The organism is Amycolatopsis sp. NPDC031561 (assembly GCF_055580625.1).
In genome coordinates, this window is record NZ_JBVILA010000001.1 from 362,159 (window position 1) to 375,595 (window position 13,437).

General features: G+C 68.7%; 11 protein-coding genes. 5 read left to right on the forward strand and 6 right to left on the reverse strand.

The window, feature by feature from the left end; translation table 11 throughout:
* Positions 1-216: 216 nt before the first annotated feature.
* Together ACZ5IK_RS01755 and ACZ5IK_RS01760 are read right to left on the reverse strand one after the other, a co-directional pair.
* A complete protein-coding gene (locus ACZ5IK_RS01755) occupies positions 217-1,914 on the reverse strand; it encodes a hypothetical protein (protein WP_465486117.1) in 1,698 nt (565 codons plus the stop codon).
* Positions 1,915-2,125: 211 nt separating this feature from the next.
* Positions 2,126-2,350, reverse strand: coding sequence for a PspC domain-containing protein (locus ACZ5IK_RS01760; protein ID WP_101610920.1), 225 nt, complete (start codon positions 2,348-2,350; stop codon positions 2,126-2,128).
* 129 nt (positions 2,351-2,479) lie between these two features.
* On the opposite strand from ACZ5IK_RS01760, the gene ACZ5IK_RS01765 reads away from it, so the two are divergent.
* From ACZ5IK_RS01765 to ACZ5IK_RS01780, 4 genes are all read left to right on the forward strand, one after another.
* Entirely contained in the window at positions 2,480-3,250 is a 771-nt protein-coding gene (locus ACZ5IK_RS01765) for a nucleotidyltransferase domain-containing protein (protein ID WP_465486118.1), read from the forward strand.
* A complete protein-coding gene (locus tag ACZ5IK_RS01770) occupies positions 3,250-4,044 on the forward strand; it encodes a transporter substrate-binding domain-containing protein (RefSeq protein ID WP_465486119.1) in 795 nt (264 codons plus the stop codon). Before ACZ5IK_RS01765 ends, ACZ5IK_RS01770 begins: the two co-directional genes overlap by 1 nt.
* Positions 4,045-4,122: 78 nt before the next feature.
* On the forward strand, positions 4,123-4,794 hold the full coding sequence (locus tag ACZ5IK_RS01775; RefSeq protein WP_465486120.1) for a hypothetical protein: 672 nt from the start codon (positions 4,123-4,125) through the stop codon (positions 4,792-4,794).
* Positions 4,795-4,951: 157 nt separating this feature from the next.
* Positions 4,952-5,860 carry a M23 family metallopeptidase gene (locus ACZ5IK_RS01780; protein ID WP_465486121.1) on the forward strand — a complete coding sequence of 303 codons (909 nt, stop codon included), beginning with the start codon at positions 4,952-4,954 and terminating at the stop codon, positions 5,858-5,860.
* A gap of 58 nt (positions 5,861-5,918) precedes the next feature.
* On the opposite strand, the gene ACZ5IK_RS01785 is transcribed toward ACZ5IK_RS01780, so the two are convergent.
* The gene (locus tag ACZ5IK_RS01785; protein ID WP_465486122.1) at positions 5,919-6,863 is read right to left on the reverse strand and encodes an o-succinylbenzoate synthase; all 945 of its coding nucleotides are present in this window, start codon (positions 6,861-6,863) and stop codon (positions 5,919-5,921) included.
* A 66-nt stretch (positions 6,864-6,929) separates the two neighbouring features.
* Between ACZ5IK_RS01785 and ACZ5IK_RS01790 the strand changes: the two genes are divergently transcribed.
* Positions 6,930-9,734, forward strand: a complete 2,805-nt coding sequence (locus tag ACZ5IK_RS01790; protein ID WP_465486123.1) for an AfsR/SARP family transcriptional regulator — start codon at positions 6,930-6,932, stop codon at positions 9,732-9,734.
* A 119-nt stretch (positions 9,735-9,853) separates the two neighbouring features.
* Here ACZ5IK_RS01790 and ACZ5IK_RS01795 read toward each other — a convergent pair whose 3' ends face one another.
* The 3 genes from ACZ5IK_RS01795 to ACZ5IK_RS01805 form a co-directional block, all read right to left on the reverse strand.
* Entirely contained in the window at positions 9,854-10,669 is an 816-nt protein-coding gene (locus ACZ5IK_RS01795) for a DUF72 domain-containing protein (protein WP_465486124.1), read from the reverse strand.
* A 52-nt stretch (positions 10,670-10,721) separates the two neighbouring features.
* Entirely contained in the window at positions 10,722-11,477 is a 756-nt protein-coding gene (locus ACZ5IK_RS01800; protein ID WP_410600153.1) for a DUF4253 domain-containing protein, read from the reverse strand.
* Between the two features lie 274 nt (positions 11,478-11,751).
* Positions 11,752-13,398 carry a DNA repair helicase XPB gene (locus ACZ5IK_RS01805; protein ID WP_465486125.1) on the reverse strand — a complete coding sequence of 549 codons (1,647 nt, stop codon included), beginning with the start codon at positions 13,396-13,398 and terminating at the stop codon, positions 11,752-11,754.
* Between the last annotated feature and the right edge of the window lie 39 nt (positions 13,399-13,437).

Here is a 13,437-nt window from a genome sequence, read left to right on the forward strand (position 1 = left end):
CGCCACGTCGGCCTCCCGGGACGTCGCGAAAGCCACTTTCGCGACATCAGACGTCCCGAAAGTGGCTTTCGCGACACGGCCACTCGGCATCAGACGTGACGAAGGACGCCTTCATCCCGTCGCCAGCCTCGCCCACGAACACGCCGCCTTTGACTTGCCCCTCAATAGAGCCCGAAACGCCACTCACGACCAACCCGACCCCAGTGGACCATGGGCCTACTTTTGCCCGTCCACCAAGTACCCGCCGCCCTGCCGCTGGCGGTCCTTCTCGTACGGGTCGGTGGAGTTCGGGTCCGAAGGCTTCCTGGGTTCGAGGTTCGTCCGGTCGGTCGAGCCCGCCTCCTTGGCCGGGTTCTCCCTTTCGACCGTCTCGGGATTGGGGTCGATCTTTTTCCTGCCCGCGGTGGCGTTCTCCCAGTCCGCGAACAGCTTCTTGAGATCGTCCGAGAGCTGCCCGTCCGTTTTCGCGTAGGCCTCGGCGGCCTTCCGGAGCTGCTCACCGGCGAGCAGGAACCGGGCGCAGCTCGTCCTCATGAACTGCTCGACGGCGTCACGGATCTCCAAGGTCGAGTCGTCGCCCGTGCACGTCTGCTCGTCACGGCCCGCGAGGTGCCGGTCGGCGCGGTCGGCCTCGGCGAGAATCCGCAGTTGTGCCGAATATCCCTCGGCCGCTTCGAAGCAGGTTTGCGCCACCCGCAGGAGGAAGTGGATCTTGACGGTGATCCCCGTGTTCTTCTCGCGCTCGGTCCGGTTCGGCAGCGTGTTCGCCGTGAGGTCGTAGAGCTCGAGGTTGTAGCTGTGCACCCCCGCGATCGCCTTTTGCAGAGCCAGCACGTCCCCGCCGAAGTCGTCTTCGAGGCCGGACAACGCGTTGTGTTCGTCTTGGATCGAGGCGGTGAGCTTCTGCAGGATGTCCTGGAGGGACATGGCGTCTTGCTCGACGGTGAGTCCCTGGATGATCCCGCCGACGAACCCGGCGAGGGTGAGGACCGCGCCTGCCGGGCCGAGGACCTTCCCGCCTGCCTCGTTGACGGTGTTCACGACCTTGCTGAGTTTCGCCCCCGCGGACAGGAGGCTGCTCACGATCCCGTGGATCGCTGACGCCCGATCCACCTTCTCCAGGATCGAGTCCGCGGTGAAGACCTTGAGCGTGACCTTTTCGTCCAGCTTCTTGGTGGCCCAGTTGAGCCGTTTGACGATGTTGAGCCGGGTCGCCTGGATCGTCGCGGCGCGCGTGGAGTACAGGGTGGACAGGCTGGCGAGGATGAGCGACTGGTTCAGCATGGTCGGCGCGATCGAGGCGAAGAATCCGGCCCTGAAGGACTTGGCGGCGAGCCCGGTCCACTCGATGAACCAGTCTTCGTCCGAACTGGTCGTCCCGTCCAGCCACTCGACGTTCCGGACGACCGCGCCCTGCCCCAGCAGTTCGGTCACCCGACCGTTCTTGTCGTGGAAGCCGAGGTTGCCGGCGACGTTCAGAAACGTGTTGTGGGCGGCTTCGAGCTTCGCGAGGTCAGATCCCTCCAACTGGGGGACGAACTTGGCGACCTCTTGCCGCCGGTTCCAGGCCAGTCGCTCGATCTGCGCCAGGATCTTTTCGACGTGGCATTCGACGTACTTCTGGGTCTGTGGATTCCAGCCTTGGCAGTGGACGTCCTTGTAGTGGCCGAGCATGCCGTCCATGACCCAGGTGAGGTACCCGCAGTTGTCGTCGCCGCTCGCCAGGTGGCCGTACGATTCGGCGGGCCATTGCCAGGCCCAGGGCTCGGTCGAGCACGGAACGGCGGGCAAGAGCTCCACCATGGCGTCGACGGCGTCTTCCATCCAGCGCTTGGTGAGCGCCTTGTGGAAGTCGTCCAGCGCGCCATCGAGCATCCTCTTGTACTCGCTGAGGCTGAGATAATTGCCGGCCATGGAGGCCCCCGCTTCCCGCTCCCTGTGACAAAGTCATGGGGAGTGTAACGGTGAACACGCGCCCGCGCGGCCGAACTCCGGAAAAGCGAAAAGCCCGGACATCCCCATGTCCGGGCCCCTCACCTCTTCCCCCTACCCCCTCGGATCGCGTTCAGCGGGCTGGACGCGATCCGGTGGACGCCGCGTCCCCTGCGCGCGGCGTCCGCCCCGATCAGGATTCGCCCGGCTGTTCCGGAGTCAGGAGCCACGCGGCGACGTAGACCGGGATCGCGAAACCGGCGGTGAAGAAGGCGCCCGCCACCAGGGCGATGCGCAGGATCGCGGCGTCGATCCCGAAGTAGGCGGCCCAGCCGCCCGCGACGCCCGCGATCATCTTGTCGGTCCGGCTGCGGAAGAGCTTCTTGGTGGCCTGGGGGGTGTACACGCTGTTGGTCATGGCTCAATGTTCGCCCGGGACCGACCCCCGGCACATCGGGGTACGGCCCCGGTCCGACCCTGGAATCCGACCCTGAGGGGGCGGAAAACCGGATGCCCGGGCGGTGCCGCCGCGGGTACAACTTCTCGGGTGAAACACGACAGCCCCGAATTCGCCGCCATCGCCGAGCAGGGCATGATCCTGCGCTGCCAGGTCGGGTCCGGGCTGCACGGCACCGCCGTGCTCGGCCAGGACGACCGGGACGAGCTCGGCATCTGCGTCGAGCCGCCGGACCACGTGATCGGCCTCAAGCGGTTCGAGCAGTACATCTTCCGCACGCAGCCCGAAGGCGTCCGGTCCGGTCCGGGTGACCTCGATCTGACGGTCTACTCGCTGCGCAAGTGGATGCGTCTCGTGCTCAACGGGAACCCGACCGTCCTGCTGCCCCTGTTCGTGCCGGAGTCCGAGATCGTCGTGATCGACGAGCTCGGCGCCGAGTTGAGGGAGAACGCGCACCGGATCGTCTCGCGCGTCGCGGGTCTGCGGTTCCTCGGCTACTCCCGCGCCCAGCGCGAGCGGATGCTCGGGCTGCGGGGCAAGGACGGGCGGCCGGAGCTGATCGAGAAGTACGGCTTCGACACGAAGTTCGCCATGCACATGGTGCGCCTCGGGGTACAGGGCGTGGAGTTGCTGGAGACCGGGCGGATCACGCTGCCCGTTCCCGAACCGTGGCTGAGCTGGCTTCGCGATCTGAGGCAGGGCAAGAAAACCCGCGAGGAAGCGCTGGAAGCGGCCGAGGCTCTCGAGCGCCGTCTCGAAGAGCTGGTCCGCGGATCCTCGCCGCTGCCGGAGGCGCCGGACGCAGGATGGGCCGACGCTTGGCTGGTGCGCGCCTACCTCAGGGCGTGGAAAATGCCTTGATGACGATCAAGGCGAAGGCGCTCACTTTCGGGGTCGCGGTGCTGACCGTGCTGGGAATCGGCACGGCCAGTGCCGCACCCGAAGGCCATGACGCGCGAAGCAGGCTCGACGTCGTCCAGGCCCGCGGCGAGCTCCGCGTGTGTTCGACGGGGGACTATCGCCCGTTCACCTATCGCGACGTCGCGGGCGTGTGGAGCGGGATCGACATCGACCTCGCGGGCGACCTCGCCTCGCGGCTCGGCGTCCGGCTCCAGCTGGTCCAGACCACTTGGAAGGCGATTGCCGACGACGTCGGGCGGAAGTGCGACCTGGCGATGGGCGGCGTGTCGGTGACGCTGGACCGGGCGAAAAAGGGTTTCTACACCGCTCCGTATCTTCGTGACGGCAAGACGCCGATCACCTTGTGCGAGAACGAAAAGCGCTTCCGGACGCTGGAACAGATCGATCAGCCGGGGGTGCGGGCGATCGTGAATCCGGGCGGTACCAACGAACAGTTCGCCGACGCCAACCTCAAGCGGGCGACCATCGTGCGGCATCCGGACAACAACACGATCTTCGCCGAGATCATCGCGGGCCGCGCCGATCTGATGATCACCGACGCGACCGAAACCCGTTGGCAGGCAAAGCAGAACCCGCGCCTTTGCGCGGTGCATCCCGACGAGCCGTTCACCTTCTCGGAGAAGGCGTACCTCCTGCCGCGCGACATCGTGTTCAAGGAGTGGGCCGACCAGTGGCTGCACCTCTCGCTGAACGACGGCACCTACGCGCGTATCGCGAAACCTTGGCTCGGCTGAAATCGGTTTGAACCACTTTCGTTATCCGACCGTATCTCCAGATGTGGGTGAGGAGGAACCAGACCGGAGGAAACACGGATGATGAACAGCGCCGGGAAACACCGCAAGCGCGCGACGATCGGCATCGCGTCCGTACTCGGGGTGGCCGCCATCGCCGCGGCGATGTTCGCGATCAGCACGCCCGACGGCCAGGCCTCGGAAAGCTGTCAGGGACTGGACACCGCCCTCCGGAACAACCTCGACTTCATCGCCGGTCAGCGGGCGGAGCCGGACGCCCTCTCCGAGGCGCGGATCGCCAACCGGCAGGCCGTCGTCGACCTCATCCAGCAGCGCCGCCAGGCCGCGACCTGCACCGAGGTCGTCCAGGCCGACGGCGGGAGGCAGGAACAGAACCAGGCCGCGGACGAGGCCGAGAAGGCCGCCGAACAGGACGCCGGGATGGACGACGCCATGGCGGGCGAGGACGAGGCGGCCGACCAGGAAGGCGCGGCCGCGGGGGGCGGCGAGGTCGTCTGCCAGGGCTCCACGGTGACGTTGTCCGGCGAGGGCGGCGCGCCGGCCGCGTCCAGTGACGAGTTCCCGGCGGGCACCAAACTGAAGGTGACGAACCTGGACAACGACAAGTCCACGACCGTCGAGGTCACCGGCGTTTCCGGCAGCTGCGCGCTGCTGAACAACGCCGCCTTCGAGCAGGTTCGCGAACCGGGGAAGTTCCTGATCCGCCGGGCCGTCATCGAGCGGGTCGGCTAGTAGACCCGCACCGGAACGGGGAAGACGCGGACGGATCCGGTGCGGCGGCGGCACGAGTCCTCCTGGTCCCCTCGGCCAGGAGGGCTCGTGGTCGTTTGTATCTCACTTGTATGCCCTTTCGGGACGCTTCTCGCGAAACGCCGAGAAAGGACATCCGATGAGATTCAGACGACTGGCCACCGCGGCCGCCACCGCCTTGCTGGGCATGGCCGGGCTGGCGATCACCGCGACGTCGGCCGAAGCCGCCGTCGGTCCACGTCCCAACTTCCAGCTGCCATTCCCCTGCAACCAGGTGTGGAACGGCGACAACGACAACAGCAGCGCGCACCGGGCCTACGAAATCGACTTCAACCGCGGCAGCTCCGCGGGGGCGGACCTGGGCGACACCGTCGTCGCGGCGGCTGCCGGCAAGGTGGTCACCTCGGCGCACCAGGGTTCGGCGAACGGCTTCGGCAACCTGGTGAAGATCGACCACGGTGGGGGATGGTCGACCTACTACGCGCACCTGAAGGTGCGCTCGGTCGCGGCGGGCGTGCAGGTCGCGCAGGGGCAGAAGATCGGCGAGGTCGGCAACACCTCCAAGCCGGGCAACAACATCAGCCCCCACCTGCACTACGAGGTCCGCACCAACGACGCCCTGTGGCCCGACAACATCAAGCCCGCGTACTTCAACGGCGTGAAGTTCGGCTACCCCAACGCGAACGTGACCTCCAAGAACACCTGCAGTGGCAGCGGGAACCCCAACCCGTACGACGCCGTCGAGGTGTGCGGCGACGGCTACAAGGTGATCGACTCGCAGGCGCTCGGCAGCGCCGCGACCACGTACCTGCTGTACAACGGCACGAACAAGAACAACTGCGTCACCACCATCAAGTCCACCTCGGTGGGCACGGGCAGCGCGGTTTCCGCCTTCCTCGAAGTGGAAGGCGCGGCGAGAAAGACCGACTCCGGAAGCTTCGAGTACTACGCGGGCCCGGTGAGCGCGGCCGCGGGCGCGAAGTGCGTCAAGTGGGGCGGCTCGGCGGGATCCTCCAGCTACGAATCCCCGCTGGAGCACTGCGGCTGACCCTCCGCGCGTGTCATGAAAGGGGCTTTCAAGACATTTTTTGTCTTGAAAGCCCCTTTCATGACACGCGCAGGTGGTCGCGTACGCGAGTGAAGCGGTCTTCCCAAGCGGCCCGGACCTCCGGAGCGGCGGCGTGACCGGCGAACAGGCCGGGAGCGGGAGCGGTGCGCGGCACCGGCAGGCGACCGTCCACAGGGGACAGTGACTCGCCGCAGACGTCCCCCGTCAGCAACGACATCGTCCCCAGCCCGCAAGCGAAGTCCAAAGCGGGCAGCGCACCCGCGAGCGCGAGCCCGGCGGCGAGCCCGACGCTCGTCTCGACGGCGGAGGACACCACGCACGGCAGGCCGCAGGCTTCGGCGACCTCCAGCGCGCGCCGGACCCCGCCCAGCGGCGCGACCTTGAGAACGGCGACGTCGGCAGCTCCCGCCACGGCCACCTTGAGCGGGTCTTCGGCCCGGCGGATCGATTCGTCGGCGGCGATTCGCACGCCGACCCGGCGCCGGACGTCGGCCAGTTCGTCGATCGACGGGCACGGCTGCTCGGCGTATTCGAGCCCGCCCGCCGCGCGGTCCAGTTCGCCGATGGCCTTGACCGCGGTGTCGACGTCCCAGGCCATGTTCGCGTCGACGCGGATCGCGCCCGACGGGCCCAGCGCTGCCCGCACCGCCTCCACCCGGGCGCAGTCCTCGGCGAGGCTCACCCGCGGGTCGGCGACCTTGACCTTCGCCGTGCGGCAGCCCGACGCGGCGACGAGTTCGTACGCCTTTTCCGGCGACACCACGGGGACGGTCGCGTTCACCTCGACGCTGTCCCGGACCGGCGACGGCCAGCCGCGCTCGCTCGCCTCCAGCGCGGACGCGAGCCACGGCGCGCTTTCGGCGTCGGAGTAGTCGGAGAACGGGCAGAATTCGCCCCAGCCTGCGTCACCGCGGATCAGCAGTCCTTCACGGACCGTGATGCCGCGGAACCGCGTGCGCAGGGGGATCGCGTAGACGTCCATCACCGCCGATCATGCCACTGCTGGAATCGGATGCCGTTTTCCGCGATTCCGGACAGAATGGGCGACGTGGCACTCGACTTTCGCGTGCTGGGACCCACCGAGGTCACGGCCGACGGGCTGCCGGTGCCCTTGGGCGGCAGCAGGCCGCTCATCGTGCTGGCGGGCTTGTTGCTGCGCGCGAACACGGTGGTGCCGGTCGAGGAACTGGGCCGCTGGCTGTGGCCGGACGACCGGCGGCGGTCCAAAGGCGCCCTGCAGACGTACATCCTGCGGGTCCGTCGCGCCCTCGGCGACGAGGTCACCATCCGCACCGAACGCGGCGGTTACCTGCTCGAACTCGACGAGAGCCTGCTCGACCTCGCCCGGTTCCGGTCACTCGCCGCGGCGGGAGCGGAGTCCGCGGCGGACGGCGACCTGCGCCAGGCGGCGGAGCGGTTCGCCGCCGCGTTGTCCGAATGGCGTGGCCCGGCACTGCAGAACGTCCATTCCGAGGCACTGCTCCGGGACGAAGCCGACCAGCTGGGCGAAGAGCGGCTGCGTGTCCGCGAGCAGTGGGCCGACGCGCTCATCGCCCTCGGCGAGCACGGCACGGTCGTTCCCGAGCTGACCAGGCTGTGCCGCGAGAACCCGCTGCGGGAGCGGCTGCACGAGCAGCTGATGATCGCGCTCTACCGCTCCGGCAGGCAGGCCGAAGCGCTGAACGTCTACCGCCGGATCGGCGCGGTGCTGGCCGAAGAACTCGGCCTGGACCCCGGCGCGTCACTGCAGCGCGCGCACCAGGCGATCTTGACCGGCGAGGAGGCCGTCGAGACCACATTGGACTCCGAGCTGACGCGGTACCGCCTCGGCGCCGAGCCGATGATCCCGCGCCAGCTCCCGGCGGATCTCCGGGTCTTCTCCGGCCGTCAGCGCGACCTCAAGGCCTTGCACGGACTCGTCCCGGAAGCGCTGGACACCGAGCGGTCGACGTCCATCGCGTCGATCGAGGGGATGGGCGGCATCGGCAAGACGACGCTCGCCGTCCATTTCGCGCACGAGGTCGGGGAGCGTTTCCCCGGCGGGCAGGTGTACCTCAACCTGCGCGGATACGGCCCCGGCGACCTGGTCGAACCCGCGACCGCGCTCGAAACCATGCTCGTCTCGGTCGGCGTCCCCGCCGACCGGATCCCCGCCGGCGTCGACGGCCGCGCGGCCACCTGGCGCACCTACAGCGCGGGCCGCCGGATGCTGATCCTGCTCGACAACGCCGCGAGCACCGAGCAGATCCGGCCGCTGTTGCCCGGCCCCGGCTGCCTGGTGCTGGTGACCAGCCGCTGGCAGCTGCACGCCCTCGTGGCGACCCACGGCGCGCGACGCGTCGCGCTCGAGGAACTGCCGGACGAGGACGCGATCACCCTCGTCGCTTCGACGATCGGGCTGGACCGGGTCACCGAGGATCCCGAAGCCACCGAACGGTTCGTCCGGTACTGCGGCGGGCTGCCGCTGGCCATCCGGATCCTCGCGGTGCGGGCGGCGCAGTTCCCGGACCTCGCGCTGCGGGAGTTCGTCCGGCTGCTGGACACCGGACAGGACAGGCTGGGCTCGTTCGACCTCGCCGACGGCGACGAGACGAACGTCCGGGCCGTCTTCTCGTACTCGTACCGGGCGCTCGACGAACGGGCCGCGCGGATGCTGCGGCTGCTCGCCCTGCCCACCGGCGGCGACTTCAGCGTGCCCTCGGCCGCGGCGGTGGCCGGGGTCGACGTCGCGGAAGCGAGCGTGGACCTGGCGAAACTGGCTTCCGCGCACCTCATCGCGCGGTCCAGGCCCGGCCGGTACCAGTTCCACGACCTGATCCGCGCCTACGCGGCCGAACTTTCGGCGAAGCTGGACGGGCCCGAGGCGCGGACGGCGGTGCTGGACAGGCTGCTCCACGCGTCGCTCGCCTCGGCGCTGAACGCGTCGCGGCTCTTGCGCTCGGATCGGCACTACCGGCTCGTCGAACCGGAGCGGTTCGACGGCGCGGGGCTGAAGTTCGGGCACTACGAACAGGCGCTGGACTGGTTCGACGAGGAGGCGGGGAATCTCATCGCCGCAGTGAACGTGGCGTACCGGGAGCGGCGGTACCGGGAGTGCTGGCAGCTGGCCTGGTTGCTGCAGTCGTATTTCATCGTCCGTGCCAGGTTGGAGGACTGGCGTTCGGTGTTCGGCGTGGCGCTCCGTGCCGCCCGCGACCTGGAGGACCGCTCCGGTGAGGCCGCCATCCTCAGTGGACTGGGCGTGGTCTGCGGAGTCGGCCGCCAGTACGAGGACAGCATCGTCTACCTGAAGCAGGTCGTCGAACTGCAGCGCCAGGTCGGGGATCGGCAAGGGGAGGCGCGGGCTCTCTACAACCTGACACTGGCCAGCCAGGACCCCGGCACGGCGTGGGAATACGGGACGCGCGCGTTGAGTCTCATCCGGGAGCACAACGTCGGCGCCGGCATGGAGGCCAGCGCCCTGCAGGCCCTCGGGGACATCTGCACCCAAGTCGGCCGCTTCGAGCAGGCGCTCGGCTTCGCCGACCAGGCACTGGCCCTGGAGGTGCACGCGCTCCCCGACGAAGCCCGCTTCACCCTGCACACCAAGGGGACCGCGCTCGTCGGGCTCGGCCGCGCCGATGAAGGCATCGCCTGCATGCGGCGGGCCGTCGAGATGTTCTTCGCCCACGGCGAGCTCTACGAAGCGGCCGACGTGCTGGCTCAGCTCGGCGGAATCCATCTGCGGCTCGGTGATCCCTCGTCGGCGCGTGAGTGCTGGCTGCGTTCGGTGCGGGTGTTGACCGAACTCGCGCATCCGGACGCCGACGACGTCCGGACGAAACTCGCCTCGCTGGTCTCCGGGCAAAGTTAAGCGAGGCACGGGCGCCCGGCGTGCCGACCCCCAGTCGCAGCACGCGAGTACGCCCGTGACCTCACGCGTCACCTAACAGGACACCGCTCACTGTGCGCTGACTGTGCAGCGTGCGCGGGTCAGGCCAGGAGTTTCGCGAGGGCTATCGCGTTCTTCGGCGCCTCGGCCTCGACGGTGTTGTCGAAGTAGACGTACGTGTCGCGGCCCCAACCTTCGATCTTGCGGGCCCAGCGTTCGAGCGTCTTGTCGCCGTATCCGCTGACGTAGAGCTCCTCTTCGCCGTGCAGGCGGACGTACGCGAAGTCCTCGCTCGTCATCTCCTCGACGAACGGGAACTCGCCGGCGGTGTCGGCGACCACGAGCGCGATGCCGTGTTTCCGGAACAGGTCGAGGCTTTCGGGCTCGGTGAAGCTCGGATGCCGGACCTCGACGGCGTGCCTGAGTTTCCGGCGCGGCTTCGGATCGGTGTGCGGCTCGGCCTTGAGCTTGTCGTCGTGCTCGCTCGCGAGCTTGGCGGCGGCATGGCTGGTGCGCGGCAACAGCTTGAAGAAGTCCTCGACGCGCTCGGCGTCGAACGACAAGCGCGGCGGCAACTGCCAGAGGATCGGCCCCAGCTTCCTGCCGAGCGCCAGCACTCCGGAAGCGAAGAAGTTCGCCAGCGGCGTCTCGACGTCGCGCAGTTGCTTCAGATGGGTGATGAAACGGCCACCCTTGACGGCGAAGACGAAGTCGTCCGGGGTCTGCTCGGCCCACGCGCGATACCGCTCCGGCCGTTGCAGCGAGTAGAACGAGCCGTTGATCTCGGCGGAGTTCATCCGGCCGGACAGGTACTCGAGCTCGCGTCGCTGCACCAGGCCGCGCGGGTAGAAGTTCCCCCGCCACGGTGGGTAGCGCCAGCCTGAAGTGCCGATCCTGATCTCGGCGACGTCGATCACCGCCTTCCCATTGCGGCCCTGATTCCCCCTCTCTCCTCGGTGCAAACGCCCGTCAGGCCCACGAGAACTGCCACCGGCGGGTCTGGACCAGGCTGGAGGCGAACTCGCGCAGGTTGCCGGGCTGACCGGCGAACGCGGGCAGGCAGAACGAGCGGTGCTCTGCGGCGACCGTGAGCGCGCGGCCCTGGGTGCGCGGCGGCGCGGCCACCGACAGTTCCATCGAGTCGAAGCCCAGCACCGTGAGAGTCGCGCCGAAACGGTCCTCCCAGCTGCGCAGGACCGCGGACAGCTCGTGGACCTGGTCGGTCGCCTTGATCATGCCCGTCCAGCCGAGGATCGCCGGGATGTCAGCGGGCCGCTCGGTCTGCACCAGCGCGAGCCGGTGCGGCCCGCGCGCGGCCAGGATCGACCCGGTGTTGCCCGCCTCGGCCAGCGGATCCGCCCGGCGCGACGGGCGGCGGGCGAGGCCGGGGAACTTCGCGCCGAACGGGCGCAGGCAGGCGCCGTCGCAGCACGACGTATCCCACCAGCGGGCCAGCACCTCGGCCGGGTCCGCCGAGGAGATCCGGTGGTCGGCGGGGGCGAGCCTGCCGCGGTCGTCGATCCAGTCCTCGCCGTTGGCCGCGAACCGCTGGTCGTGCGGGATCAGCACCGGCCACAGCCCGGACCGGTCGAACTCGGCGACGCAGCCGGTGTAGCGCTCCGGCCGGGTCAAGGGCAGGTCCGAGACCCAGATCCGGCCGTGCCACCGGCCGGGCGGCAGGGTCTGGACGGGCGGCGTACCCGGGCGGAACGGTGCGATCGTCATCGGCTTCCCCTCGAACTGGTGTTCGGTCAACTCTACCCGAACACTAGTTCGAAGCACCGACAGTTTTCGATACCCCGTTTGCGGGATCTCGGGGTCGCCCAGGTCGAGGCGCCGAAATTTCTCGGCGCACCGAATCCGCCCGCTTTCCCACGTGTCCCTGAAGTCACACCAGAAACACACGACGTCCACAGTGGACGAAGGCGTCCGCGTTTCGTCCTCTAGTTGCGGTCCTTGCACACGCAACTACCGCAACTAGAGGACGAAACGCGGGGGGTCACATCGGGCGCAGCAGGTCGTCCGCGTCCACGATCCGGTACGCGTAGCCCTGTTCGGCCAGGAATCGCTGCCGGTGCGCCGCGTATTCGGTGTCGACGGTGTCCCGCGAGACGACCGAATAGAAGTGCGCCTGCCGCCCGTCGCCCTTCGGCCGCAGCAGCCGTCCGAGCCGCTGCGCCTCCTCCTGCCGCGAACCGAACGTCCCGGAGATCTGGATCGCCACCGAAGCCTCCGGCAGGTCGATCGAGAAGTTGGCGACCTTCGAAACGACCAGCGTCCTGATCTCGCCGCGCCGGAACGCGTCGAACAGTTCCTCGCGTTCCTTGTTCCGCGTCGCGCCCTGGATCACCGGCGCGTCCAGCTCGTCGCCGATCATCTCCAGCTGGTCGAGGTAGGCGCCGATGACCAGCGTCGGCTCGCCCGGATGCCGGTCCACCAGCGATTTGATCACCTTGGTCTTGGTGTCCGCGGTCGCCGCCAGCTTGTACCGCTCCTCGGCCTCGGCAGTCGCGTACGAGAGCCTCTCGGCGTCCGTCAGCGTCACGCGGACCTCGGTGCACTCCGCCGGCGCGATCCAGCCCTGCGCCTCGATGTCGCGCCACGGGACGTCGTACCGCTTCGGGCCGATCAGGGAGAACACGTCGCCTTCGCGGCCGTCCTCGCGCACCAGGGTCGCGGTCAGGCCCAGCCGTCGCCGCGACTGCAGGTCCGCGGTCATCCGGAACACCGGCGCGGGCAGCAGGTGGACCTCGTCGTAGACCACCAGGCCCCAGTCCCGCGAGTCGAACAGGTCCAGGTGCCGGTACTCACCCTTGGTCTTGCGCGTGACCACCTGGTACGTCGCGATGGTGACCGGCCGGATTTCCTTCTTCTCGCCGGAGTACTCGCCGATCTCCTCTTCGGTCAGCGAGGTCCGCGCGATCAGTTCGCGCTTCCACTGCCGTCCGGCGACGGTGTTCGTCACCAGGATCAGCGTCGTCGCCTTCGCGTGCGCCATGGCCGCGGCACCGACCAGCGTCTTGCCCGCGCCACACGGCAGCACCACGACACCGGATCCGCCCGCCCAGAACGCCTCCGCGGCCTTGCGCTGGTAGTCGCGCAGCTCCCAGTCGTCCTCGGCCAGTTCGATCGGGTGCGCTTCGCCGTCGACGTAGCCGGCGAGGTCCTCCGCTGGCCAGCCGACCTTCAGCAGCACCTGCTTGAGCCGTCCGCGTTCGGACGGATGCACGATGACGGTGTCTTCGTCGATCCGCGCGCCCAGCATCGGGCTGATCTTCTTGTGCCGGAGGATCTCCTCCAGTACCGCGCGGTCGGTGGTCGACATGACCAGGCCGTGCGCCGGGTGGTTGGCGATCTGCAGCCGCCCGAACCGGCCCATCGTGTCCACGATGTCGATGAGCAGCGGCTGGGGGACAGGGAACCGCGAGTACGTCGTCAGCGCGTCGACGACCTGTTCCGCGTCGTGGCCCGCGGCGCGCGCGTTCCACAACGCCAGTGGCGTGATCCGGTAGGTGTGGACGTGCTCGGGCGCGCGTTCCAGCTCGGCGAACGGCGCGATGGCGATCCGCGCGTCGTCGGCCTGGCTGTTGTCGACCTCGAGGAGCACGGTCTTGTCGGACTGGACGATCAGCGGGCCATCGGTCACATCCTCCTTTATACGTTCCGGCCACACCTGCCCCCGCCG

Bases quoted from the DNA above. Each gene is read 5' to 3' on its own strand.
- ACZ5IK_RS01755 (WP_465486117.1), bottom strand. From the start codon at position 1,914: ATGGCCGGCAATTATCTCAGCCTCAGCGAGTACAAGAGGATGCTCGAT.
- ACZ5IK_RS01760 (WP_101610920.1), bottom strand. From the start codon at position 2,350: ATGACCAACAGCGTGTACACCCCCCAGGCCACCAAGAAGCTCTTCCGC.
- ACZ5IK_RS01770 (WP_465486119.1), top strand. From the start codon at position 3,250: ATGACGATCAAGGCGAAGGCGCTCACTTTCGGGGTCGCGGTGCTGACC.
- ACZ5IK_RS01775 (WP_465486120.1), top strand. From the start codon at position 4,123: ATGATGAACAGCGCCGGGAAACACCGCAAGCGCGCGACGATCGGCATC.
- ACZ5IK_RS01780 (WP_465486121.1), top strand. From the start codon at position 4,952: ATGAGATTCAGACGACTGGCCACCGCGGCCGCCACCGCCTTGCTGGGC.
- ACZ5IK_RS01785 (WP_465486122.1), bottom strand. From the start codon at position 6,863: ATGGACGTCTACGCGATCCCCCTGCGCACGCGGTTCCGCGGCATCACG.
- ACZ5IK_RS01800 (WP_410600153.1), bottom strand. From the start codon at position 11,477: ATGACGATCGCACCGTTCCGCCCGGGTACGCCGCCCGTCCAGACCCTG.